The organism is Paenibacillus sp. FSL R10-2778, assembly GCF_038593035.1.
Taxonomy (GTDB): Bacteria; Bacillota; Bacilli; order Paenibacillales; family Paenibacillaceae; genus Paenibacillus_AQ; species Paenibacillus_AQ odorifer.
The window spans coordinates 4579964-4605207 of record NZ_CP151956.1; the positions used below are offsets into that span (position 1 = coordinate 4579964).

Consider the following 25244-nt stretch of genomic DNA (forward strand, 5'->3'; position numbering starts at 1 on the left):
ACTTGCCAATACCACTTCGGTATATAAAGCCTAAAGAATACATCTGGAACATCATGATTAAAATACCCATGGATCACCATAATCAAATCTATTAAAATCAATAATTCCAAGTTCCTCGACTTCGTAATGATCATACTCCCGTTTTTTCTGATCATAATGGGAAATCTCCGCCGTTCTCAACAATAACTCTCTGCCCTTATGAACCGGTTCAACTACCTCCCATGTAGAAGCATTCGGGATGTCACTAAAAATCACGACCTCCTTTTAATTAAACTGCTTCACAAAATAGAAAAGTTTTCCTATTTATTTCTCAGAAAATTATTTTATTCAATTGATGTTGGAACAATAATAGTGTATGATGCATAGTATAGATCAAATACTGTATGACACATAGTAAGTATAAACGACTTCGACATCCTCTTAAGGACAGCAAGCGTTTAAACCAAAAATATAAGAACAATTTATAAGAGATTATAAATCCTTATATTTTAAATAATGAGGTGGGTGAATGAGTACTTTATTAAATTCTTTAATCACAGAGCTTAGAAGAGGTACGTTAACGCTAGCCGTTTTAAGTCAATTACGAACGCCCCAGTATGGATATTCGCTCGTTCAATTGTTGGAGGAATCCAGCATCATCATCGATCAAAGCACCCTATATCCATTACTTCGCCGATTAGAGAAACAGGAATTAGTGACGAGCAGCTGGGACACATCCGAGAGCAGACCCCGTAAGTATTATGTTCTAAGTGACTATGGCGTAGAGATTTTTTTACAGCTAAAGGAAGAATGGCTTAAGAATTCGAAAGAACTCTACGGCCTATTACAAGGGGAGGATGACCATGAAGCTGATTGAGATTTACATTCATGAAGTTACTCGGAGGTTACCAGAACAAAATCGGGAAGACATCGCATTAGAATTACGCTCAACCATCGAGGATATGTTACCGGATGATTATGACGAAAAAGAGGTAAAAGCCGTCCTTGCAAAATTGGGCAATCCAGCTATTTTAGCTAGTGAGTACCGCGATCAGCCCATGTATCTCATCGGCCCACGCTATTTCGATTTATATGTTACGTTATTAAAAATGATTATACCCATCGCTGTAGTTGTTTCTTTAATCGCTCTGGTTGCTGATTACTTGATTGGCTACAGCGGCGATAAAACAGTTGCGGATATTGTTACTGCAGTTATAAGTACAGGAATTGGAACCTTCCTTGAAGTAGGCATCCAAGTCTTTTTCTGGATAACTGTTGTGTTCGCTATTATCGAACGGGCGGATAAAGGAAAGGAAGGTCATCCTCTTACTACAAAATTAAGGAAATGGACTCCTGATGATTTGAAGGATATCGCGCTTGTCCATAAGAAAAAAGCAATTACAAGCTTCGAAGTGTTCGGAAGTTTACTGTGGACTGCCATTTGGGCTACTGTTTATTTTAATGCTGAACACCTGATCAGAGTCTATAGAGGCGGTGAAGGCGCACTTAACTTCGTGGCCCCAGCTTTTAATCAGCATGTATTACTTGATTATTGGCCTATTATTCTTATTGTGATCGGATTAGAAGTCGCGTTAACTATATATAAATTAATCAAGAGACAATGGACTAGAGAATTAGCATTATGTAATACGGTCCTTGAGCTCATTGTACTTATTGTATTCGCTGTTATCCTTATAAATCCGAGTGTATTTAACCAAGAATTTATTAATTACATGTCTAATTTATTAAACACTACAGCTAACCAATTTGAAACGGGACTAGTAGGTGGAGGAATAGCAATCTTGATTTTAGTCGCGGTCCTCAATATATATGAGGGCTTCCGCAAGGCTCGCCTTTAGTATTCACAGAACGGCGATTCTCCTGTTATTTGGAGAATCGCCGCTTTGTTTTCTGACTCGTTGAATGCCTGCTTCAAATGCTTCAACAACTTCAACATTGTCACCCCCCTCTGAGAGTTGCGGACCCAGATGACGTTATTTGCACATTTTCTGCCTTTGGAACAGGGCTTCGGACTCCAATGACGCTATTCCCTAGAATCAGCTCCATATCGGGGGTGTTTCAAGCCAATAACGACTATGCAGTCCGTTGGCATCCCAAAAGTGCGATATTTCTGGGTTTAGAGTCATCTGTGTCCGATAGGTGTTTCGTATGTGCAAATGTTGGCGAAGAATACGAAAAAAAGGAGTTGTCTCAGCAGCCATTCAGGGCATATGGGACAACTCCTTCTGATTTAATTAAATAGTTCAAGCTCGATAACCGTATCCATCTCATCAGGTAACATCGCGCCTTTTAATGTAATAAAAGCTCCACCGTCAACATCCGAATATTCCTCAGCCATCCACGGCACCTCCACCTTTAGCTCGGTACCATCACGTAGTAATCTAGCCTTATTAATCTTCCCTTTCAAGCCTTGGAAATAGATCGGGCCAATTCCACGGTCGTAGACATGCGCATACAATTTATTGCCCTTTTGCGTATAACGTCCCCACTCTGGCTTAGGTAGCAAAGACTTCCCGCATCCATAAATACTATCTCCATTAAGGCGCATCCACTCCCCAACTTCGTCAAGGATAACCAGGGATTCCCGCGTCATTTCACCTTTGGCATCTGGTCCAACATTGAGGAGCAGGTTACCATTCTTACTGATACATTCGACCATCGTACGGATGACTTGCTTGGTCGATTTATAATTCTTATCCTCGGAATGATAACCCCAGTTGTCATTCAGGGTAATGCAGGCTTCCCAAGGGATGGATTGCCCGTTTACGTCAACAATGCCGCCAGGCGGAATGATCTGCTCGGGGGAGAAGAAATCTCCAGCATACTCCTCAGGTTCTGCCGCACGAATATTGCCACCTAATCGATTGTCGATAATAATATCAGGTTGTATGGAACGAATCATCCGGATAAGCTCCGTCGCCTTCCACTTCTCCCCTGTCATATTATCGTAGGAGAAGTCAAACCACATAATGTCGATTTTACCGTAATTGGTGAGCAGTTCCTTTACTTGCCCATGCATATACTCCAAGTATCTATCGAAATCAATCGGCTTATCTTTGACCGCTTCGTTATCCCGATCAGGATGTGCCTTATCTCCATAACCGGGATAATCCTCATGGTGCCAGTCTATGATAGAGTAATATAGACCTACTGCAATCCCTTCAGCACGGAAAGCGTCTACATATTCCCGCACTAGATCACGCCCAGCAGGCGTATTAGTCGCTTTGAAATCAGTCAGCTTACTATCGAACAGACAGAACCCGTCATGATGTTTGGTCGTAAGCACAGCATATTTCTGACCCGCAGCTTTGGCTGCACTTGCCCATTTCTTCGGGTCATATCGAGAGGCGTCAAATTCATCGAAATACGTCATGTAATGCTCTCTACTCATCCGCTCGTTGCCGCGTATCCATTCCCCTCTAGCAGGAATTGAATATAATCCCCAATGGATAAACATCCCGAACCTATCCTGTAAGAACCATTTCGTTCTTTCTTCTCTTGTACCCATCTCTCCAACTCCTCCGTTAATGAAAGCTGTGATCAATCATTCACTCCACCTAAGCGGTATGAAATAATGCAGCTGCTCCAATTAGGCCTACATCGTCTTTGAGCGCGGCAGGTTCAATTGTAAAAGTACCCTTATAAGGATCCATGACAAATAGCTCCGTCTTTTCCACCAGTGCAGGGAATAACAAATCTCCAGCCTTACTCACGCCTCCACCGATCACGATCCGATCAGGATTGAACGTATGTACTGCATTGGCTAGACCTAGTGCCATATAATGAATACTCCGGTCAATAACCTCGACGGCCACGGGATCGTTAAGTGCCATGGCTTCAAATACGTGCCGCGAAGTAATTTTTTCTCCATTTATATTAGCCAGTTCCGTAATCATCGACGGGCTGCTCTCCATACTTCGCAGCGCCATATCCCGAATCGCTGTGCCCGAAGCGAAAACTTCCCAGCAGCCGAATCTTCCACAGCTGCATTCCGTTCCGTTCGGGTCAATAATATTATGACCTAGTTCACCAGCAAATGAATTTTTGCCAAGAAGCAGCTTGCCGTCAATGACGATACCTGCTCCAATCCCTGTGCTAAAGGTAACATAAACCATGTTGTCTGCACCTTTGCCAGCACCTCGGACATACTCGCCCCAAGCCGCAGCGTTCGCATCATTCACTACCTTTACTTCAACGCCTAGCTCCAACTCCATCCAGTGCTTCAGTGGGACATTATCCCACTCCGGAAGATTGGTGCCGTGAATAACGATCCCGTCCTGGCTATTTACAGCTCCGGGAGAAGCCAGACCCACTCCTGTGAGTGGTCGCCCTTCGGATACGGAGCGGATCATATCGATCATTCGCTGCACCACTTCTTTAGCGGTACGTGCCCCAGCCGTTTCCATCAATTCCCGTTTCAACACGGTCCCCTTTGAATCAAACAATGCTGCGGCAATTTTTGTGCCTCCTAAATCGATTCCAACTACGTAGCTCTCAACCTTCTGCATAACCCATTCACCTTTTCACTATCTATTATTAGCCGTTAGAATGAATACTCTCCGCTAACGCCCGTAAGGCTGCTGGATCGATTGGCGACAAAGCGTCTTTGTCATAACGTACAGCCGACCCAAAATGTACTTCTGTTACTCCAGTCTGATGTATAAATGAAGTAATACCTTCCGGCTTCAGACCGCTTCCAGCCAGTATACTTACCGATTTACCCCTTGATTCCTCGACTAGCTTCCGCATAGCAGGAATAGCTTCAGGTGCCGGACCTGGCCCGGCAGAAGTGAGCACACGCGTAATTTGCGGATACTTACAAAGCGTTCGATAACCTTCTATTTGATCCTTCAACTCATCAAAAGCACGGTGGAAGGTAACTTGCAATCCCTCGGTCAACGGCAATAATGTTTCAAGCGCTCGCTCGTCGATAGTCCCTTCCGGGGTTAACGCACCAAGCACAATCCCCGCCGCACCGCTGGCTGCAATTTGCTTTATCTCTGCTGCCATGGTCAAAATGTCATACTTTGAATAGCAAAAAGAACGGCTGTGCGGGCGAACCATAACAAACGCAGGAATGTTAACCGATTTGGCAACTTGTTGCACCAATCCTATCCCTGGTGTTAATCCGCCTTCCGTAATCGCAGTAATGAGCTCCAGGCGGTCAGCCCCGTTCGCTTCTGCTGTAAGGGCATCGTCCATACAGGTAGCGATGACTTCCAATCTCATAACTTTCCTCCACTCTTCCGGTTGTTATTGTTGTGCCTGTTTCATGACATAATCAGCGAGCAGTCGAGCACCATAGCCCGTTGCTCCAGCTTCTGAATACCCCACATCCTGTTTGTACTGAACCGTCCCAGCCATATCAATATGAACCCAGCTCAGCGATTCCGCTACAAAACGCCGTATAAAAAGCGCTGCTGTAATCGCACCTGCAAAAGGTGAAGTACTAACGTTGCGCAGATCAGCGTAATTGCTTCGAAGATCGACTTCGTATTCATCCATAAGCGGCATGGGCCACAGTCGTTCTCCATTGCGCTCACCGATTTCGACGAGGCTCTGCGTCATCTCTCCATCACCCCATATGCCGGCGATACCTAATCCTAACGCTGCGCCAACATTTCCAGTAAGTGTTGCAATATCAATGACCTTAGTTGCCCCGATATTTGCTGCATGAATAAGAGCATCCGCGATAATAAGCCGCCCCTCGCCATCCGTATTTGCAACCTGAACCGTCAGCCCATTAGGATAGCGTATAACAGACGATGGCAGCATTGCTTCAGCATCTGGTACGTTATCAACAACGGGGATCAACGCGGTCACATTTACATGAGCTTGATTCCGCACTAAAATATCCAGCGCCCCAAGAACAGCTGCTGCGCCACCCATGTCCATACGTGCATCGCTAATATCACTTGCGGTCTTAACATTCATCCCACCCAAATCGAAGGTAACACCTTTACCCACCAATGCCAGCATTGGCAATTCAGGGTTACTCTCATAGCGAATTTCAACGAGGGCTGGGGAGTGTTTACTGCCAGCTCCAACCGCCAGCAACCCATTCATCTGTAGGTCAACCAGCTCCTGCCCCCGGTAGACATGAACTTTCACTGCTGCGTTATCACGCTCGAAATATTCGACCATCCATTCTGCGAACCGATCCGGATTTAGAGTCCCGGGCACCTCATTCACCAGATCGCGAGCAACTACTGCTCCTTCAGCGCGCATGCGGCCAGTACTTAGTACAACTTCCAGTTCAGGCTTAGTCAGTTCAGGCCAATCGGCTGTCTGGAGCAGCAAATCAACTGAAATGTCTATTTTAGTAACGCCACGATAGGTTTGAAAACGATATAATCCAAGAAGCCAGCCTTCAATCCATGCTTGCAGCTCATCCGCAGCGGAAATATTACTTTCTGCTGTCCTACGAACAAATGAAGCTGAATTTCGTCCTTCTCTTAGAGCTGTACGGGCGGCAGATCCCGCTGCTCGGCGAACTTTCTCAAGCGTAAGAGCCCGGCGTTTTCCCATTCCAATTGCTATCACATCGGACTCTTCCTCAGAGCGAGCATATAACCATGTCACACTGCCACTCTGTTTGTGAGCTTCTCCCAGCCGAAGAGGAAATGGCTCCTCTTCATAGGCTAAGTAGATAAGCGTATCCGCCCCATTAGCGGAATCGAACAAGATATTCATAGCTGTCCCTTCTTTTCCGTAAAGTGTACTCACATTTAAAATTATCGTTCTAGTTTCAACATTTCTTCATCAAACAGATGACAAGCGAGCTCATGACCTGGTTCAACTTCCCGGAATACAGGCACATGTTGCTTACAGATTTCCATACAGGAAGGGCATCTTGTATGAAAACGACAGCCCGTCGGCGGATCAACTGGACTTGGAAGATCCCCTTTTAGAATAATGCGTTCCTTCTTCAAGCTTGGATCGGGCACAGGAACTGAAGATAGCAGCGCTTGGGTGTAAGGATGCAAGGGACGGTCATACAATGTATCCTTATCAGCCGTCTCCACAAGAGAACCCAGATACATAACCCCAATTCGATCACTAATATGCTCGACCACACTGAGATCATGAGAGATGAATAAATACGTCAGGCCATATTCCTCCTGCAAGTCCTGTAACAGATTCAACACTTGGGACTGAATCGATACATCCAGCGCTGACACGGGTTCATCCGCCACAATTAGACTTGGGCGAACGGACAGAGCCCGGGCAATCCCAATCCGTTGCCGCTGTCCACCGCTGAACTCAAACGCGAATCGCTCGGCGTGGAAACTGTTCAATCCAACGGTCTCTAGCAGTTCGCAAGCTAGTTTATCCCGTTCTTTAGAGGACAGCTTTGTATGAATAAGCAGGGGTTCGGCGACAAGATCCTTCACCTTCATGCGGGGATTAAGTGAAGCATAAGGGTCTTGAAACACCATCTGCATATCTTTGCGCAGAGGCCGCATCTGGTTGTCTGAGATATGGCTAATATTTTGTCCCTTAAACCATACTTCTCCATGATTGGGTTCCAGTAAGCGAGTCACCAGCCTGCCCGTAGTCGATTTTCCACAGCCACTTTCACCTACAAGGCTGAACGTTTCTCCCTTACGAATGGCGAATGAAATCCCATCAACGGCGTGTAAATATTTAGTCGTTCCGAAGAAGCCCTTCTTCACAGAAAACAACTTCTTCAAACCCTTAACCTCAATTAATGGAGTCTCTTTCATAAACATCCCGCTCCTTCCGTGTCCTCCTGCTGTGTAAGCCAACAACGGCTTTTGCGCTCTAGCCCCTCAATCGGAAGTAGCTCAGGTTCTTGCGACAGACAACGCTCCATGGCAAATTCGCAGCGTGGCGCAAACTTACAGCCGGCAGGCATTTGTGAAAGGTCTGGCACATTCCCTTTTATAGACTCCAAGCGATGTACATTCTGGCGCAGCTTAGGTACCGATTGAATCAATCCCTTGGTATACGGATGTTGCGGTCTGGCGAACAGCTCCTGAACAGAGGCTTCTTCCACCACACGACCAGCATACATAACAACTACCCGGTCACATAATTCCGCAACTACTCCAAGATCATGGGTAATGAGCAGCATTCCCATATCCTGTTCATCTTTCAACTGCTTCATCAGATCAAGAATTTGCGCTTGAATCGTTACATCGAGTGCGGTCGTGGGTTCATCGGCAATCAACAGCTTTGGATGACAAGACATGGCCATTGCAATCATAACCCGCTGTCTCATCCCGCCGGATAGTTGATGCGGATATTCATCGATTAATTCCTCTGCGCGAGGGATACCTACAAGCCGCAACATATGAATCGCATGCTCACGAGCCTTCTTGCGTCCATAACCCAAATGCAGTCTAATCGGCTCTGTTAATTGCAGCCCAATCCGCAGCACTGGATTAAGAGAGGTCATCGGCTCCTGAAAAATCATTGCCAGATCATTTCCCCGGATTTGGCGCATCTCCTTCTCAGAAATCTTCGTCAAGTCCTTTCCTTCAAAACGCACAGAACCTTCAGAAATTCTGCCCGGCGTATCTTTAAGCAACCGCATGATCGATAATGAGGTTACACTTTTGCCACAACCAGATTCACCAACCAGGCCTAGCACTTCACCTTTTTTAATAGCAAAGTCTACCCCCGCAACCGCAGTTATACTTCCATCGCCGCGTTTGAACTCCGTTTTCAGCCCTTGTACATCCAACAAATGTTGAGTCATGTCTTGTCCCTCCTTAGTTTTTCATTTTGGGATCAAGAGCATCACGCAGTCCGTCCCCGACCAGGTTAAATGCAAGTACTGTTAAAAAGATGGCTATCCCCGGAAAATAAACGATATGTGGAGCAATACTTAAATAATCACGTCCCATACTTAACATTGCGCCCCAATCGGGCTCTGTTGTTTTTGCACCCATTCCGAGAAAGCTCAATGATGCAGCGGCCAAGATCGCTCCGCCAATCTTCATGGATAGATTAACGATAATGCTGGGCACGGTCTCAGGAAAAATATGACGCCAAATAATCCGGCGATGCTTCGCTCCCATGGAACGAGCCGCTTCCACAAACAATGTTTCTTTCGCAGACAGCGTTACGCTCCGAATAATTCGGGCGAACGATGGAGTACCAAAGACTGCAACTGCGATAACAACGTTGGATAGACCCGGACCGAGAATGGCGACGATCCCAATGGCAAGCAGCAAGTCAGGAAAAGAAAATAGTACATCACTGCCACGCATAATTATCCGATCTAGCCAACCGCCATAATATCCGCTTAACAGACCTAGGATAGTTCCAAGTACACCTGCGATTAAGACGGAACTGAGACTGACCGCTAAGGTTAAGCGAGTACCATCAATCAGACGGCTTAGAATATCACGGCCATATTCGTCTGTCCCGGCCCAATGTGCAGCAGAAGGACCTGCCATAAGAGCATCGTAGTTTGGTTCATCAGGATTATACGGGGTCAGAAATGGCCCGAAAATTGCAATTAGGAATAGCAATATAATAAAAAATGCGGCCACAAGGGGCATCTTTTGTTTACTGAACTTACGTAAAAAAACACCCATACGGCCTTTTGTTTTCTCCGGGGCCAGTACCTCTCCGGGTAATGGAGATTTTGCTCCCATCACCGCCGAATTGTCACTCATGATATCCCTCCTGATCCTAAATTCACCCTATAAATCTATTGAAATTCTGCTTCTTAGTCGCATTAGCTACTGAGAAAACCTTATTTTCGGATTAAGAACACCATACAATAAATCTACTAATAGATTGATAAGAATAAATTGTGTAGCAAACAGAAGCAGTAAGGCTTGAATGACTGTATAATCCCGGAACAAAATGGAGTCTACTAGCAGCCTGCCAAGACCCGGAATACTGAATACCGTCTCAACCATTACAGAGCCGCCGAGCAGGAACCCAAACTGAAGTCCAGCTACGGTAACCACCTGAATCAAAGAGTTGCGCAGCGCATGCCTGCCGATAACAACATACTCGCGTAAGCCTTTTGCACGTCCTGTACGGATATAATCCTCCCGAAGGGTCTCCAGCATAGATGACCTAGAATAACGGGCCAACATAGACATAATTCCCATCCCGAGTGTAATGGAAGGAAGAATATAGGACTTCCAGGAATCAACACCACCCGTTGGAAACCAACCAAGCTCTACCGAGAAAATTTGAATGAGTACCAAGCCTAACCAAAATCCAGGAATAGACATCCCTGAAATGGCTGTCAACGTCCCTAAATGATCCGGCCACCGATTGCGATAAACGGCTGAAACCACGCCAATTAGAAGACCAATAATTAGAGCCCAGGCCATACTAAGAAAAGTCAGCCACAACGTAGGCATTACTCTGCTTTCCAGCATGTCAGTAACCGGGATCCCTGAACGGATCGAATTGCCCAGATTCCCACTTAGCAGATCACCCATGTAGTTTATGTATTGCTTCCACAAAGGCAGATTGAGACCCAGCTGCTCCTGAATTCCACGAATCTCTTCAAGCGTAGCATCTTTACCGGCAATAAGTCGGGCTGGATCGCCTGGGATTAAGTGAATAAACAAAAAGACAAGCACCGATACAATGAACAACAGCGGAATAACCCCGAGGAGTCTTTGTAAAGCATATCTACCCAACTCATAAGCCCCCTTCAGTATCGACAAATGATTTAGTGAGGCCGCTTCCCACCATACTACAGAAGCGGCCTCGTTCATTTCTTGGGATATTAAACCTAACGTTTGTTTAGCATTATTTCACTTCTGCATTCAGGACATTAATGGAACCATCCGGGAAGACCTTAACTCCTTCCAGATACGATCTTTTGCCTGAGATGATTTGGTCGACGCCCATGAATGCCCATGGAGCATCTTCCCAAATTGTTTTTTGAATATTGCCATAGATGGATTTAGCCGCTTCTGGATCAACAGATTTATTCGCCTCAGCGATCCATTTGTCTACATTTTCATTTTTGTAATAGGCTGTATTTGAGCCAGCAGGCGGGAACATTTCACTACTGAACAACCCTCTGGTTGCACCATCTGCATCACCTGAAGACGGAGACCAGCTGACATACCACATTTGAATTTTTGCTTCTTCTGGTGTCTTAGCAGAGTTAATTTGGTCGGACAATGTGCCGCCTTCCATGGATTTCACGTCTACCTTAATCCCTACAAGTGCTAGCTGTTGCTGAATAAATTGCATCCCCTTCATAGTTTCGGATTCATTTTCACCCCAAATTTCGGTTTCGAATCCATCAGGATAACCTGCTTCAGCAAGCAATTGTTTAGCTCTTTCAATGTCATAGTCATAACCTGTTTGCGGGGAATAGTATTGTGTTTTGGAAGACATCGTGGAATCAAGCTTAGCACCAAGACCCGATTTCACAACTTTGATATAAGCTTCTTTATTGATAGCATAGTTAATGGCTTGACGTACCTTCACATCATCAAAAGGTTTTTTCATCGTATTTAACGTTACATAACGGACAATTGTCGAATCGATGGTATCTACAGTAATTCCTTCAAGACCTTCAACCTCAGATACTTGCTCCGTTGGCATTGGATAAATAAAATCTGCCTCGCCGGTTTTTAGCATGGCTATCCGTGATCCATTCTCTGGCACAGGTCTAAAGGTCACACTATCCACTTTTGGCAAGCCCGCTTGCCAGTAATCAGGGTTCTTAACGACAACCAAGCGGTCGCCTTGCACCCATTCTTTGAACTTAAATGGTCCCGTCCCTACAGGATTTTTCGAAATATCGGTGCCATTTTCTTCTAAAGCTTTCGGACTAATAATAGGTGCCATAGCTACTTTATTTAAAAATGCGTTGTACGGCTCACTGAGTGTAATAACCACGGTTTTAGCATCAGGAGTCTCCACTTTCGCTACCTTTGCGAAGCTTTTGCGCAGTCTCAGATTGTTCTTCTCATCTTGAATACGGGCGATGTTTACTTTAACCGCTTCAGCATTAAAGTCAGTACCGTCTTGGAATTTAACATTCTCTTGCAGCGTGAACGTGTAGACCAACCCGTCTTCACTTATGGAATGGCTTGCGGCAAGAACAGGAACCACGTTCATATTCTCGTCAAAACCCATCAGACCTTCGTACATCGTTCTGGCAGCGCTGATTGAATGCGTATCGCTTGCGTTATGAGGGTCCAGCGTAATAAAGTTAGAATTGATGGCAATTACAATGTCTTTATCATTCTTTGTAGTTGGGGTGCTAGTTTCAGTTCCACCAGCAGTATTGCCGTTTTGTCCCTCGTTGCTCGCTTTGTTGCCGCACCCTGCAGTCACTACTACTGTAATAAGCAGCAGCATGAACATTGACCATACTTTTCCTTTTGCTTTCATTTTTTACACTCCCCTATTCAAACGATGTATTAGAAAAGCTTCTAGTCCGATTAATCACCAAACTTGAAGATTATTCTTGACCTTATGCTCTAGATCTCCCATTGAAATACAGCACGGCGTTCGCCGACTACAGTACCGCCATCATTAACAATCGTGTTAGGCACGAGTGCATATAGGCGATCAATTGTGTCTTGATTGCTGTAACCAATACGTTCTAGAATCGATGCGATAATACATGGCCAGACTTGTTCTGATCCGTCGGATACTTTCAGTGATATACCCATTCGTTCCTTACGGAGTCCGATACCGTATACCCCTTTTGCTCCACCCTTAGCCGTCAGATTGTCATCCTTCAGGAGCTCTGAGCATACAAATTTCGTGTCAGCAATCATAACCGGGTTATCGTTCATAAGTTTTGCAATGGCAGCGGCTGCGTTACGTATATCCGTATCCTCAATTAAATCGGGACACGCTAGCTTTAGATAGGAATAAGCGATTTTATGAAGCGGAAGTGCGAAGATAGGAAGTCCACAGCCATCAATACCTTGCGGGATGGACGCTTTGGGAACTTCAGCGATATAAGCCATCATCTCAAGAATCTCCTGTTGTACAGGATGGTTAGGATCGTAATAAGTGTTTATATCCCAACCCATATATTTGCTAAGGCCCATTAACCCTGCATGTTTGCCTGAGCAGTTATGAAAGATTTTACGAGTGGGTTCATTTGCCCGGTGACGTTCTGCTTTGGCTTCTTCATTCAGCGGGTATGTAGAGCAGCAATGTAGTGACTCTTCTTTTAATCCCATTTTCTGAAAAAGAGCTTCAAGCGCTTCAATATGGAAGACTTCTCCCCGGTGTGAAGCGGTAAACAGCGAAGCTTCTTTACTTGTCAAACCATATACTTCATCGATCCGGCGTTTCATTACCGGCAAAGCTTGGAATGGCTTAGCAGCAGAGCGAAGATAAGTCATATGCTCCGGATCGCCTGCTTTGTACAAAATGTTGCCCTTCTCATCAACTACACTAACTGCACCATAATGCACATTCTCCAGCAGGCCACCACGATATTCTTCTACCAATGTTGTAAATCCCATCTGTACAACCTCCCCAGCAGTAGTTAATTTAATCTAAGGCAAAAAATCGATTCTGCGATAAAAGTCCCGATCCGATAATTACACCCTTCTCATTCAGCAACGAGCGATGAATCGTAAAGGAACCACGAAGCGGCTCCCAGGTAAAGCGCGAGAGGTACAGCTGCTCAACTTCTTCGTATATATCCGGGAATTTGTCCACGAGTTCTCCACTTAAAATCACGCTGTCGGGGTTATACATGCATACGACATTATTAATGGTGATGGCCATATACATGAGTGCACGGTCGATCAAGTGAATCGCCCATTGTTCTCCTGCATGTTTTGCTGCGAATAACTCCTCAATCGTACGGATCGGGCGAATCCGATTAGCTTCAGATAATAAAGAACTGATATTTATATAGGTCTGTAAACAGCCCGCTTTGCCGCACTCACACATCATTCCGTTAGGATCTACTGTCGTATGCCCAATTTCACCCGCACTGTTCATCACCCCTCGATAAATCTCTCCCTCGAGAATCATCGCAGAACCCACGCCTTGACCGAAACCCAATAATGCCGTACGGCTTGAGCCGACTGCGGCTCCTTTAAGATGTTCAGCAAGAGCCCTTACTTTCAGCTCATTGTCCACAGCGATTTCAAAACCTGTCAGCTCTTTCAAGCGTTTGGCTAACGGCACATTTTTCCATCCTAGCTGAACAGAGAAGACAACAATTCCTTCTTCGTTATTCACAATGCCGGGAAGTCCAACGCCAATACCCACGATACGTGTTCTGTCAATCACATGCTGCTGGAACAATTGCTCAATGGCTTCATGAATCCGTTCCAGCGTTCCATCCGGGCTTTCGTCTGGTGTACGGGGAAATTGACTACTGCAGATAAGCTGTCCTTGTAAGTCCACAATTCCAATAGACATAAGACTGCGATCCAGTTCAACGCCAACCGATAATACAGAAGCGTCCATCATACCTATTAACGTTGATTTCCGACCTAATCCTGATGATACCTGCTCTGAATCGAGTAAATATCCTTCCTCCGTCAACTCTCCGACAATTCGACTTACAGTCGTAGGACTCATACCAGTCTGTTTAGCAATAGAAGCGCGAGAAATCGGTTGTTGATTTTTTATAATTTCGAAAACCGTTAAACGATTTTGTCGCTTCATAAAATCCTGATCGTGCTTTTTCACGGGCATTCTCCTAATTATTTTCTCCAGTGCATTAATTGGATTAATAAACCACAAAAATAAGAAATTATTTGCAAATAAAGCGCTGATAATGTATTCTTTGATTTAAATTTTAATTTAGTTTCTCCAGTGATGGGATTAATAATAAAGGGTCATGGTTTATGTGTCAATATAAATGACATATTTTTTATTTAAAAATAAATGTAAGCGGTTAACGAAAGATAACCAACACAAAAACCACTCAATATATAACACAGACATAACATATAAGCCCATGAATTAGCATTTAATTTGAATCTTGAACCTATTAATTGGAACAGAAAGACTGAAAGTGGTATTTTGAGGGTGTGTGAATCGATGGTAAATTGAAGGTAACACTCGCATCAAAAGGAAACTCTCAAAAAGGAGGTAGCTTTTGATGCGAAGTGAGTTAGTTACATCGAAGGTGCTAAAAAATCATTGAAACTCAACGGTCTTAACCGCTGCGTCCTCTTGGATCATCGATAACAATTGTACTGGATTAAATGATTCAGGCAATCTTACAACGATTTCTACGTTTAATTCGGATTCTACACTGTTATTTTCAGCATGAAAACTTAGAACAGCGATTTTGTGTTCTTTAAGCAACTCTTGAATTCGGCCCATAGCGCCTTCTGTGTTAGCTAGACTTATAACGAGCTGTTGGGTTTTTGGTGCGGCCAGCCAGCTATTACGACTGTGTAAGATCTTTTGCCCAAGTAAAATGATTATCGTTGCTCCTACGCCAAGAATATAAAGACCAGACCCTATAGCCATGCCCACTCCGGCTGTTGCCCAAATCCCTGCAGCAGTAGTGAGCCCTTTGACTGTGTGTCTTTGCATAAAAATCATTCCTGCGCCCAAAAAACCTACTCCGCTTACTACCTGAGCAGCTATCCGAGCGGGATCAAGAGAAAGATTAGGCCAATCCGCTTGATCCTGAAACCCATATTTGGAGATGACCATCATGAGTGCAGCACCTAAGGCCACAACAAAATGTGTTCTAACTCCAGCTTCTTTCATCCGGCTTTTGCGTTCATATCCAACTAATACGCCACAAATTCCCGCGCCAATTACACGAAGCAAATACTCAAACTCCATACCTTCACCTTCTTTCATCATGATATGTATGTTGGATTAGTATCACGTAGGATAAATTCGATAATCTATTTATTGTATCACAAACAAAAAACCATAATACGTCCTCTCGCATTATGGTTAACTCGCATTTTTTAATTTTATACTTCTTAGTTCGTATCGGAAGCTAACAAAGAGCAAATCTCCGCATCTACAAATCTACCTTTTTCAAAAAAAGATTCGCGCAACAATCCCTCATACTTAAAGCCCGCTTTCAAAAGAGACTTCTTGGAGGCAATATTAGCCGGATCATAAAGCGCCTCAATTCGATGGAGCTTCATATGCTCAAAGCCATACGCAATAATAGCTGTCAGGACTTCCGTCATCACACCCTGCCGCCAATAAAGTGGAGATAATTCATACCCAATCTCTGCTTTGAAATTTCTGTGCGCCCAGTTATGATATCCGCACGAACCAATCATTATATTATCCTCACGCCTGGCTATTCCCCAGCGAATGCTTTGTTTGCCTTTGAAACGTTCATCCCATCTTTCGATAAGGTTGATCGCTTGCTGTATATCGGTAAAGCTATCCAGATCATAATACTGGGTCACTTCATCTTTTGAAAAATAATTATATATTTCTTTAGCATCATCCAGTGTAATTCTTCTCAAAATAAAGCGGTCTGTTTCGAGCACAGGAAATCCTTCAACGTTATCGATCATATTTTCCTTAAGTCTCCTCTCATTTCTCTAGTAGTACAGTTCGTCGTGGAAAGTGAAACTTCCTTTAGGATATAATGTATTTTATAAACTAGTGATTTTTTTCACCTTGTAATCATTTGTTCATATTGCGTTCTTAATTGCTTGATACACTTCAATCATAACGATAACTACAAAGGAGATATTCTTATGAAAAAATTGTATTACACGTCTTTTTTCTATGCAATTCTTGGTTTGATAGCCGGAGTGGCCTATCGCGAAATTACTAAAATGAATGATTTCACAGGAGATACTATATTAGTTGCGCTTCACACTCACATTCTAGTCTTAGGATTCTTTTTCTTTATTATTGCTATGATCTTAGACAAGTTATTTAATATCCATGAGGCTAAATCTTTTGGTGCATGGTACATTGTCTATAACATTGGTCTTCTAATCACGATTGGTGCAATGGCTACACGTGGAATGCTGCAAATTAACGGCAGTGATATTAGCTTCCTGCCCCATATTGCGGGACTTGGTCACGCCATTGTTGGGGCTGGAATCATCTGGCTGCTTGTGCTACTCGGTAAACGAATTAAATAATACAGAAAGAGCCGCCTGGATCACTCCAGCGGCTCTTTTAATTATCCCCTGCTTTCCGTTACGGAGCAATCCCCCATACGAGAGCATCATTCTGATAAAGCGTCACTTTATCCCAGTTAGTATAAGCAGTTTTAGTAGCATCAAAGGAGTAGTCATTGACTTCGTTAAAATTAGTCCAATCTGATTTATATATTCTGAGTTGAATATCTCCGGACTGGCCTCCAGCTGGAATGGAACCAGACGAAGAAGCAAACGAAAGTTCAACGTAAGTGTCTGCATTCGTGCCAGTGTAGTCTGCAAAGGCGACTTGAACATTATTATTGCCGATCTGTGCCCAATCAATTGTGCCATTTAACGTCTGATTACTATCTTTAGTGAAATAATAACGGATTTTAAGATCGCTTAAGTTCACTGGGGTTGTGCCGTTATTTTTAATATTAAAATAAGGTTTGATCTGATTGTCTGTCGCATTAGTATCTCCCGCCCGATACTGCAACGTCAGACTAATTGCTGCCGGAACTTGTGGAACAGCACTCGCTTGTGCCGAATTCACACTCTCTCCTGTACTATTGGTTGCGCTTACAACATAGTAATAGGTTGTTCCGTTCGTTAAGCCCGTGTTAATGTAGCTCGTTGCCGTTAGCCCTGTTGCTACAGTGGTATAAGGCCCTCCGCTTGTGGTTGCACTTTTCACAGTGTAACTAGTCGCACCACTGGATGCACTCCAGCTCAGGTTTACTTTTGCATCTCCTGCTGTCGCTACCAAATTGGTTGGCGCCGCGGGAACAGTCGCCACTGCTGCTGGAGCCGCACTCGCTTGTGTAGAATCCGCACTCTCTCCCACACTATTGGTTGCGCTTACAACATAGTAATAAGTTGTTCCGTTCGTTAGGGCGGTGTTAGTGTAGCTCGTGGTCGTTAGCCCTGCTGCTACAGTAGTGTACGGGCCTCCGCTTGTGGTTGCACTTTTCACAGTGTAGCTAGTCGCACCATTGGATGCGCTCCAGCTCAGGCTTACTTTCGCATCTCCCGCTGTCGCTACCAAGTTAGTGGGTGCCGTCGGAACAGTCGCCACCGCCGCTGGGGTCGCATTCGCTTGTCCCGAATTCACACTTTCTCCTACACTATTGGTTGCGCTTACAACATAGTAATAGGTTGTTCCGTTCGTTAAGCCTGTGTTGGTGTAGCTCGTTGTCGTTAGCCCGGTTGCTACAGTTGTGTACGGCCCTCCGCTTGTGGCCGCTCGTTTTACGGTGTAACTAGTCGCACTGCTGGATGCCGTCCAGCTCAGGCTTACTTTTGCATCTCCCGCTGTCGCTACCAAATTAGTGGGTGCCGCAGGAACTACAGTGCCCCCTCCGTTACTCAGAGGAATTACAGGGTAAGCATTCTGTACCAGCTGAACAAATTGATCATGGAACCAGTGGCCTGATACAGGCGCATTAGGTAATGCACCGGTCAGTGTGCCGCTTGAGCTGGTATAAGTCGGATCACACATTCTGTCAAAGCCCTTGCCCTCATTATTTGGAATGGCACTGCTGGAGCCATCAGATTCTCCCGGAGGTTTCACCCAGACGAATGCATCCAAATGTGAGGCTGCATAACCTGCGGGTGCTGCTTGTGGAACTTCTCCAATTCCGGCACCGCTGGCATTACACCAATTGCCGCGATGGAGACGTTTATCAATCCGACCGGAATCCGCATAAGCGTTAACGGTTGTTCCGCTTGCACTAGTCGGACGATTAGGTCCTCCCCACCCGTTACGGGAAGTATCAATAAGGAAGCCGATCGTGGAAGGCCAACCTTTTGCTACAAAACCTGAATACAAAGCTGCTGTGAAATCGGCTTCATCAAAATACGGATTCCATTCATAATAACTTGCAGAACGAAGCTGCTGGCTGCCTATCGTAAGATTCGGATCTGGAAGATTAGGTTCTACTAGTGGAGTGGTATTGGCTGTATTCGTAATGAATCCATCGACACTAGCAAGTCCAGCTGTAGTGCCTGACACAACCGAAGTAAAGAGGTCTATAGCGGGGCCACGGTTAGTATCCCATCCGAGCCAGCCGGAGTGACCAATATCCATGTAAGTATACACATTTGGAATGGCATGGAGAGCATTTAAAGTGTAACGTGTAGCATCACGGTAAATATTCGTGGAGTTAGCTTGAGCACACTGTGGTGTGCTGAGATTGGTAACTAGATTCGGAAGCGAATCCGGCTCTACGATAGTCACTATACGAATGTCACTATATTTGGGCTTTGCAAAAATACTGGCGATTACGTCAACATAATCTGATTTGTAGGTTGTCAAACCCGCTGCCGTCAGTGGCAGCTCGCCATTGGAGGCCAAAGCGTGGCAATCCCGCCCTGGCATATCATAAATTACAAATGTGGCTGTAATCGGCGTGTTGGGTTGCTTTTGCGCGAGTACGGAATCTAATGTTTCCTCAAGACTTTTTCTGCCTCCGTTTTCTGTCCCGCCATAAATTGCAGCAATTCGATCCAGCCATACGGCTGTCGGATATTTTTTAATGGTCTCCATCTTGGAAACTAAAGTACTATCGGTAACCTGAGCAATAGAGGTATCAATCAGTGCGGCATAATCAGGATTAACATATGCTGTAGCTCCTACAAACGGATTGTCAACATGTGCCTCACTGGCATACGTGGTAGAAGGAGCATATCCGGTGATAACTAAAGCCATGATCGTAAGCAATAACAACATTTGCTTCCTTAGTGCTTTTGTCATTTATTATTCTCCTTTCGACAATTAAATAAATTCGTAAATAATTTATTAATAGCCACGCGATGCTACAATTGCAGTATTCACTCCTTTAAAGAATGGTCACCTCCTCTATGCCTTACCCGCACTCATCATCACCTCCCCTCCGTTTTAAAAATCTAACAAGAGCCTAAATCCTCTAACTATTTAACATAAATATAATTTTATTTAATTTATAGAAAATTATCCCTTTTCTTGAATACTACCATATCCTATTTTTAATTAGAAGATAGTAGATGAAATAAAAGTTTAATAATGAGACTATAAGAATATTTGTTTATAAACTGGTAAATGATACAATGTGGAAGTGACAAGGTATTTTGAATTTTAAGTATTTTCAAAGTAACGCTAACAAACCTTTAAGGAGTGAAAAAAATGTCTATCGATGTTTATCTTAATTTCAATGGGAATTGTCGTGACGCAGCAGAGTTTTACGCAGAGGTGTTTGGCACTGAACGTCCACAAATCATGACCTTTGGTGAAACACCACCCGATCCCAATTTCACTCTTCCTGAGGAAGCTAAAGATTTGGTTATGCACACCCGCTTGAATATCGAAGGCAGTAATGTAATGTTTTCTGATGTTTTTCCAGGTATGCCTTTTATCGAAGGAAACAATATTAGTCTTTCCGTAGTTAGTAAGGATTTAGATAACATAAAGAAATATTTCGATAAGCTTCAAGAGGGCGGTAAAGTAGTTATGGAACTGCAAGAAACCTTCTGGAGCTCTTGTTATGGTAGTCTAAAAGATAAATTCGGCATCGACTGGCAATTCAATTATGATGACGGACGAATAAATATGTAATAAAAAAACAACGGGCATGGAGTAACTAACCTCCTGCTCGTTGTTTTTTTGTTTTTCGCTTAAATTAGTCCATAATCAAATCGTACACACTAACCTTCCGAATTCGCCGGGCAACAAGCATAGACACCGCATAAGCGACTACTAGAATGGCTGCACACAATAGCAATACTTGAGGCAAACTAACCGCCAGTTGGACATTATAAATCCCTAAACTCGAGAGCAATAGTACAAACGCTGAGTCTGAGAAAAAATACCCCCCTATGCTCCCCAAAGCTACTCCCACCACAATCACCGGAAACAGACTAAAGGTAATCTGCGTCATCAGATTAAAAGTGGTATAACCCATTCCTTTAAGAATGCCGAACTCACGTTTTCGCTTCAGAATCAAAGTCTTAATCACTAAATACAAAATCAGACTGACTACTATAATCGTCACCACAGTGATGACTGCTGTCATAGAAGATACTGCGGCAGTGAATGTACTGAGCGTACTATCAACCGTTTCTCGAATGTTAGTAATGTTCCATTGCTTAGGGAAGCGTGCTTCCAGATCCTTCACAAAAGCTTGCGCATCTCCCCCCTCTTTCAGATACACATTGATGGACAGAGGGGTGTACTCCGGTTGAAGTCTTCTCATTCCATCACCGGTCATACTCGCCACCATTCCAAGTTGGCTAATCTGCTGGCTTAAGCCAGTAACCAAATAATTCTCCGTCACACCATTAAAAGTGATCGGGACCTCGTCCCCTATTTCTGAATTTTCCAACTTTGCAATAACACCGGAAATCACAATTTCATTATCATAAATTGGCTCTCGCCCTTTGTATATGGTTTGTGTCTCCAGCTTGCTATAATCGTCAGATACCCGGAGCATAAAGCTGGTGTTTTTAATCGAAGCGACCATGCTATCCAATACAGTCAACTTTTCAACCCCTGGCATGGCTTCTAATTCTGTAAACTTCCCCTGCTGTAGGTCACCGTTTTTCGGCAATAACAAAAAGTCGCTGCGTTCTATACCTACCAGTTCTATAACGGCGGAGGTATCTCCCTTAAAGTTGAAATTCAATATAGAGCAAAAAATACTAGAAAAGGTTAATCCGGCAACGATCAATACGATCATCATATTCTGTTTCGCCTGCCTTACTAAAGCTTTAAGGCTTAAGCTGAATTGCAGATTCATCCGGGATGTTTCGAGTGGAATTGGGTTCCGCTTGAAATTGTGAGTGAGGATTCCGCTCTGCAGAGCTGTAATCGGAGTAATGTTCCGAATTCGCCGGCTCGACAGATAGGTAACAAGTAGCACTAGTCCAGAGACAATAACCAAACTAAGCACTGCACTGACCCCTTCAAAGGATATTGGCCACAGAAGTCCGATTGAAGACGAAATCATATTCCCTACCAACGGCATAACCAGCCCAGATAACCCGCCTCCCGGTATAGCTGCAATGATGGAAACTGAGGTGAACTGTAGCAGAAGCGCATTTTTAATCTGCCATGAAGTATAGCCGTTAGCTTTTAAAATACCGATGTTCGTTAAATTGTCTTCAATATGCCCCAATATTTGAAACCTGATGACAATAAGCGAGATTAGAACCATAATCAGTGCAAATACGATTAAAATGGCTGCTAAAAGATTAACAAAAACACGGTTCCCTTCGAGCCCAACCTCTGCCCGCATGACTTGAAATTGATCCGTACTTCCTGAGGCGAAAATCCGCTCACTAAGCATTTGCTCCAGCTTTACATCCTTTGAAGGATCGGTTAAATTTGCTGATAGAAAGCTGTACTGAGCTTCAGTTCCAAGACGTTCCCCCAACTGTTTATAACCTTCATCATTCAAAAATACTTTTAAAGCTCCATTAGTTAACGTCCCTAGCAACGGCTCCTCAATAAAGCCACCTATGGTATAAGAAAATGAGTTATTATCGTATACAAAAGTAAAAGTATCCCCAAGGTTATACCCCGATCCAACATGGAACAAATAAGGCAGATAGATCATATCCGCATCCTTAGATCCTAGTGGAGTCGTTGTCTTGAACAGTCCCTTGGTCCGCGGTGTATCCATGTTAAGAATTATAAAAGCTACCGTAGTGTCCGTTTGTCCGTACTTCATTTTAGCATCTGCTAACAGAATTGCTGCTTCATTCTCCCAGGATTCTGTATATGAATAACTATCCACAAGCTCCTCATACTCTTCTAGATAATCATCTTTTGGAAAATATGCACTTATTTCTGGAGTCCTTAATTCAGTCATTTTTTCTTGCTGGAAGGAATTGAGCTTCAAAATGACCGTAAGACCAATGTTCAGCAGCAGCACAGCTATCATGATAAGAATGAAGAGCGTAACCGTAGCACTTTTTCTTTTACGAATATTGGACCAAGCTAATTTTCCTATTAGGCTGCTCATCCCTACCACCCCAATTCGGTTAGAAAGGACTGTAATTGCTGCTGCCGTTCAGGTCCGTTATCTTCGCTATAAGGGGTAAGACGCAAATCTCCCACGATGACTCCATCCCGTAAATACAATATCCGATTTCCACGCAACGCGGTTTTAAGATCATGAGTAACCATAATTATACTTTGCCCTTGTCTATTCACCTCAGTAAGGACGCGCAGTACACCTATTCCTGCTGAACTATTTAACGCACCCGTCGGCTCATCGGCGAAAACCGCTTTTGGACTGTTGATCAATGCCCGGATAATCCCGGCCCGCTGAGCTTCGCCACCTGAGATTTGCGCCGGAAACTTGCCCCAGACAGAGTCATCCAGACCTACATCAGAGAGTAGCTTTTTGGCTTTTTTTACAGCCCCTGCTCTATCCTTTTGTACAAGAAAAGCACTTGATAATACATTGTCGAGGACACTCATCGTATCCAGCAGATGAATCTGCTGAAACACGAACCCACAATTCTTCCGCCGGAATATCGCAAGCTGATCATTACTCATGGCTGTGATATCCTGACCTTCAAATAGAACCTCTCCAAGTGTTGGCTTATCCATACCCGAAATGGCATACAGCAGTGTTGATTTACCAGAACCAGAGCTGCCCATGATAATCGTAAAATCACCATGATATAAGGTCAGATCCAGATTTTTCAAAACATGCTGCTGAGTTCCTCCATGGGAGAAGGTTTTTCCAAGCTTATTAGTCTGCATCAGCACTTTATTATTCACTTCGCTCATGTTGAACACTCCATTTACATTCATGCTCATTAATTGCGCTAAAAAAAAATTATAGCTCTACGCGAAATATAATGGCTGCAATCACAAGCTCATTCGTAATTGCAACCTTATCGTACGTTAAATGTTCTTAACATGTCTTTGTGCAATCCTTAGCTAATTCTTAATTCTGTCCTGCTAAAGGAATTAGCAGTTTAACTGTAAATCCGTCCTCCCGATTGGAGCACAGAATGTCGCCTTGCATTTTTTGCATCATATAACGGGAAATGTACAGGCCTAGACCTGCACCATTCTGGCTCACGGCCAGACTGCCCCGAAAAAATTTATTGAATACTAAAGGCAGCTCCTCTTCAGGAACCCCGGGACCATAGTCCAGAATATCTACCTCCAGATAATGATCCGTGATCTCGAACTTAATATCTATGGGTGTGTCTGTGTAGGCATATTTGTAGGAATTATTCACAACATTATCGATCACCTGCTGCAACCGCAAGGGGTCCACCGTAATGAGACAGTCAGGCACAGATGCTGCTGAAATCCGTTCATAGAAATTCACATTATTTATAATTTGGATCAGCAGGTGGCTTTGCTCTTCCGTTAAGCTGACTTTAAGTTCATTTAGTTCCTCCAAGGTCGAATGGAACATATCAGTCACCAGACGATCAATCTGATCTGCTTTGGAGTACAAAGTGTTAAGCTGTCTGCCGGTCTTCTCATCCCTTGCGCTTAATAACATCAGTTCCGTGATCGCCTTTAACGAAGCAACGGGTGTTTTAATGTCATGACTGAGACTAGCAACCAGTTCCTTTTTACTTTTATTCGCCAAATATTCGCTGTGTCTAGCCGCTGCAAGCTCTTCCCGCATCATATCAAAGCTTTCGGTAAAAGCACCAAACAGATGATTACGATCCATCTCCAGCGGCACTTCCAGATCACCTCTCGCGATATGCTTCGCGAATTGCTGCATTTTGCGGAACGGACGGAGAACCGATCGATTCAGGAACCAAATATAGAGAACGCCTAGAACTGTAAGCAGAAGCAGCATCACAATAGAAACTTGTATAAATTGTTTTTTCATATGTATAAAGATCGCACGGTAATCATTATTAATAATCACCTTCCCCACCATCTTATCCTGAACAAAAACGTCCACTAGAGTATCCCGATTATTGATGGCTTCGTTAACAGTAACGGAAATCACATTTCCCGTCTGATATTTAAGTACTCCCGTGGTATCTATAATGGCAAATTCATAAGGACTTTCCTTGTACAGCTTCGGATCAAGCTTGTCCCAGTTCTGTTCCGTGAGCTTCACAATGGTATTGATCGCCACTCTATCTGTTCCTGTCTCCACCTGCAAATTAAGAATTAGGAAGGTGAGCGCTAAACTTGCGGCAAATATAGTAAGCAGAAGGGCCAACAGCAGTTTTTTTGTCATA

General features: G+C 44.0%; 22 protein-coding genes. 4 read left to right on the plus strand and 18 right to left on the minus strand.

Annotated features, from left to right (window positions below; all coding sequences use genetic code 11):
- Positions 1-57 precede the first annotated feature (57 nt).
- A complete protein-coding gene (locus NST40_RS20725) occupies positions 58-255 on the minus strand; it encodes a hypothetical protein (protein ID WP_342409977.1) in 198 nt (65 codons plus the stop codon).
- A 253-nt stretch (positions 256-508) separates the two neighbouring features.
- Between NST40_RS20725 and NST40_RS20730 the strand changes: the two genes are divergently transcribed.
- Positions 509-856, plus strand: coding sequence for a PadR family transcriptional regulator (locus NST40_RS20730; protein WP_076129886.1), 348 nt, complete (start codon positions 509-511; stop codon positions 854-856).
- Entirely contained in the window at positions 843-1838 is a 996-nt protein-coding gene (locus NST40_RS20735; RefSeq protein ID WP_076129887.1) for a hypothetical protein, read from the plus strand. Before NST40_RS20730 ends, NST40_RS20735 begins: the two co-directional genes overlap by 14 nt.
- Before the next feature lie 392 nt (positions 1839-2230).
- Here NST40_RS20735 and NST40_RS20740 read toward each other — a convergent pair whose 3' ends face one another.
- The 13 genes from NST40_RS20740 to NST40_RS20800 form a co-directional block, all read right to left on the minus strand.
- Positions 2231-3508, minus strand: coding sequence for an alpha-L-fucosidase (locus NST40_RS20740; RefSeq protein WP_076129888.1), 1278 nt, complete (start codon positions 3506-3508; stop codon positions 2231-2233).
- A 49-nt stretch (positions 3509-3557) separates the two neighbouring features.
- Positions 3558-4508, minus strand: a complete 951-nt coding sequence (locus tag NST40_RS20745; protein WP_342409978.1) for an ROK family protein — start codon at positions 4506-4508, stop codon at positions 3558-3560.
- A 28-nt stretch (positions 4509-4536) separates the two neighbouring features.
- A complete protein-coding gene (locus NST40_RS20750; protein WP_076219992.1) occupies positions 4537-5229 on the minus strand; it encodes a copper homeostasis protein CutC in 693 nt (230 codons plus the stop codon).
- 24 nt (positions 5230-5253) lie between these two features.
- Entirely contained in the window at positions 5254-6693 is a 1440-nt protein-coding gene (locus tag NST40_RS20755; RefSeq protein ID WP_341003200.1) for a leucyl aminopeptidase family protein, read from the minus strand.
- A 41-nt stretch (positions 6694-6734) separates the two neighbouring features.
- On the minus strand, positions 6735-7727 hold the full coding sequence (locus NST40_RS20760) for a dipeptide ABC transporter ATP-binding protein (protein WP_139332068.1): 993 nt from the start codon (positions 7725-7727) through the stop codon (positions 6735-6737).
- Positions 7724-8725 carry an ABC transporter ATP-binding protein gene (locus NST40_RS20765; RefSeq protein ID WP_076129893.1) on the minus strand — a complete coding sequence of 334 codons (1002 nt, stop codon included), beginning with the start codon at positions 8723-8725 and terminating at the stop codon, positions 7724-7726. Before NST40_RS20765 ends, NST40_RS20760 begins: the two co-directional genes overlap by 4 nt.
- Before the next feature lie 13 nt (positions 8726-8738).
- A complete protein-coding gene (locus tag NST40_RS20770) occupies positions 8739-9650 on the minus strand; it encodes an ABC transporter permease subunit (protein ID WP_038572342.1) in 912 nt (303 codons plus the stop codon).
- 66 nt (positions 9651-9716) lie between these two features.
- A complete protein-coding gene (locus NST40_RS20775) occupies positions 9717-10640 on the minus strand; it encodes an ABC transporter permease subunit (protein WP_036689023.1) in 924 nt (307 codons plus the stop codon).
- Positions 10641-10752: 112 nt separating this feature from the next.
- Positions 10753-12357 (minus strand): glutathione ABC transporter substrate-binding protein, encoded by a 1605-nt coding sequence (locus NST40_RS20780; protein WP_076276078.1) that lies wholly within the window; start codon positions 12355-12357, stop codon positions 10753-10755.
- An 89-nt stretch (positions 12358-12446) separates the two neighbouring features.
- Positions 12447-13451, minus strand: a complete 1005-nt coding sequence (locus tag NST40_RS20785; protein WP_076218481.1) for an asparaginase — start codon at positions 13449-13451, stop codon at positions 12447-12449.
- A 28-nt stretch (positions 13452-13479) separates the two neighbouring features.
- Positions 13480-14637, minus strand: coding sequence for an ROK family transcriptional regulator (locus NST40_RS20790; RefSeq protein WP_076276077.1), 1158 nt, complete (start codon positions 14635-14637; stop codon positions 13480-13482).
- Between the two features lie 453 nt (positions 14638-15090).
- Complete coding sequence (locus tag NST40_RS20795; protein ID WP_094903188.1) at positions 15091-15753, minus strand: MgtC/SapB family protein; 663 nt, start codon at positions 15751-15753, stop codon at positions 15091-15093.
- A 146-nt stretch (positions 15754-15899) separates the two neighbouring features.
- Positions 15900-16454: a GNAT family protein gene (locus NST40_RS20800; protein ID WP_081387401.1), complete on the minus strand. Its 555-nt coding sequence runs from the start codon at positions 16452-16454 to the stop codon at positions 15900-15902.
- Between the two features lie 186 nt (positions 16455-16640).
- On the opposite strand from NST40_RS20800, the gene NST40_RS20805 reads away from it, so the two are divergent.
- Positions 16641-17036, plus strand: coding sequence for a DUF2871 domain-containing protein (locus NST40_RS20805; RefSeq protein WP_076129897.1), 396 nt, complete (start codon positions 16641-16643; stop codon positions 17034-17036).
- Between the two features lie 58 nt (positions 17037-17094).
- Here the strand turns inward: NST40_RS20805 and NST40_RS20810 are convergent, their stop codons facing one another.
- Positions 17095-19743 (minus strand): glycoside hydrolase family 6 protein, encoded by a 2649-nt coding sequence (locus tag NST40_RS20810; RefSeq protein ID WP_256718945.1) that lies wholly within the window; start codon positions 19741-19743, stop codon positions 17095-17097.
- A gap of 453 nt (positions 19744-20196) precedes the next feature.
- Here NST40_RS20810 and NST40_RS20815 point away from each other — a divergent pair, with 453 nt between their 5' ends.
- Positions 20197-20625 (plus strand): VOC family protein, encoded by a 429-nt coding sequence (locus tag NST40_RS20815; protein ID WP_076183122.1) that lies wholly within the window; start codon positions 20197-20199, stop codon positions 20623-20625.
- 64 nt (positions 20626-20689) lie between these two features.
- Here NST40_RS20815 and NST40_RS20820 read toward each other — a convergent pair whose 3' ends face one another.
- The 3 genes from NST40_RS20820 to NST40_RS20830 form a co-directional block, all read right to left on the minus strand.
- The gene (locus NST40_RS20820; protein WP_341003207.1) at positions 20690-23032 is read right to left on the minus strand and encodes an ABC transporter permease; all 2343 of its coding nucleotides are present in this window, start codon (positions 23030-23032) and stop codon (positions 20690-20692) included.
- Between the two features lie 2 nt (positions 23033-23034).
- Positions 23035-23808, minus strand: coding sequence for an ABC transporter ATP-binding protein (locus tag NST40_RS20825; protein ID WP_076183127.1), 774 nt, complete (start codon positions 23806-23808; stop codon positions 23035-23037).
- A gap of 160 nt (positions 23809-23968) precedes the next feature.
- On the minus strand, positions 23969-25243 hold the full coding sequence (locus NST40_RS20830) for a HAMP domain-containing sensor histidine kinase (RefSeq protein ID WP_076218475.1): 1275 nt from the start codon (positions 25241-25243) through the stop codon (positions 23969-23971).
- Position 25244: the final 1 nt, after the last annotated feature.

What these genes read in the sequence shown, in the direction of transcription:
- NST40_RS20760 (WP_139332068.1), bottom strand. Translation starts at nt 7,727, where the DNA reads ATGAAAGAGACTCCATTAATTGAGGTTAAGGGTTTGAAGAAGTTGTTT.
- NST40_RS20730 (WP_076129886.1), top strand. Translation starts at nt 509, where the DNA reads ATGAGTACTTTATTAAATTCTTTAATCACAGAGCTTAGAAGAGGTACG.
- NST40_RS20810 (WP_256718945.1), bottom strand. Translation starts at nt 19,743, where the DNA reads ATGGCTTTAGTTATCACCGGATATGCTCCTTCTACCACGTATGCCAGT.
- NST40_RS20755 (WP_341003200.1), bottom strand. Translation starts at nt 6,693, where the DNA reads ATGAATATCTTGTTCGATTCCGCTAATGGGGCGGATACGCTTATCTAC.
- NST40_RS20785 (WP_076218481.1), bottom strand. Translation starts at nt 13,451, where the DNA reads ATGGGATTTACAACATTGGTAGAAGAATATCGTGGTGGCCTGCTGGAG.
- NST40_RS20765 (WP_076129893.1), bottom strand. Translation starts at nt 8,725, where the DNA reads ATGACTCAACATTTGTTGGATGTACAAGGGCTGAAAACGGAGTTCAAA.
- NST40_RS20830 (WP_076218475.1), bottom strand. Translation starts at nt 25,243, where the DNA reads ATGACAAAAAAACTGCTGTTGGCCCTTCTGCTTACTATATTTGCCGCA.
- NST40_RS20745 (WP_342409978.1), bottom strand. Translation starts at nt 4,508, where the DNA reads ATGCAGAAGGTTGAGAGCTACGTAGTTGGAATCGATTTAGGAGGCACA.
- NST40_RS20735 (WP_076129887.1), top strand. Translation starts at nt 843, where the DNA reads ATGAAGCTGATTGAGATTTACATTCATGAAGTTACTCGGAGGTTACCA.
- NST40_RS20740 (WP_076129888.1), bottom strand. Translation starts at nt 3,508, where the DNA reads ATGGGTACAAGAGAAGAAAGAACGAAATGGTTCTTACAGGATAGGTTC.
- NST40_RS20800 (WP_081387401.1), bottom strand. Translation starts at nt 16,454, where the DNA reads ATGATCGATAACGTTGAAGGATTTCCTGTGCTCGAAACAGACCGCTTT.
- NST40_RS20770 (WP_038572342.1), bottom strand. Translation starts at nt 9,650, where the DNA reads ATGAGTGACAATTCGGCGGTGATGGGAGCAAAATCTCCATTACCCGGA.
- NST40_RS20795 (WP_094903188.1), bottom strand. Translation starts at nt 15,753, where the DNA reads ATGGAGTTTGAGTATTTGCTTCGTGTAATTGGCGCGGGAATTTGTGGC.
- NST40_RS20750 (WP_076219992.1), bottom strand. Translation starts at nt 5,229, where the DNA reads ATGAGATTGGAAGTCATCGCTACCTGTATGGACGATGCCCTTACAGCA.
- NST40_RS20820 (WP_341003207.1), bottom strand. Translation starts at nt 23,032, where the DNA reads ATGAGCAGCCTAATAGGAAAATTAGCTTGGTCCAATATTCGTAAAAGA.
- NST40_RS20780 (WP_076276078.1), bottom strand. Translation starts at nt 12,357, where the DNA reads ATGAAAGCAAAAGGAAAAGTATGGTCAATGTTCATGCTGCTGCTTATT.
- NST40_RS20825 (WP_076183127.1), bottom strand. Translation starts at nt 23,808, where the DNA reads ATGAGCGAAGTGAATAATAAAGTGCTGATGCAGACTAATAAGCTTGGA.
- NST40_RS20815 (WP_076183122.1), top strand. Translation starts at nt 20,197, where the DNA reads ATGTCTATCGATGTTTATCTTAATTTCAATGGGAATTGTCGTGACGCA.
- NST40_RS20805 (WP_076129897.1), top strand. Translation starts at nt 16,641, where the DNA reads ATGAAAAAATTGTATTACACGTCTTTTTTCTATGCAATTCTTGGTTTG.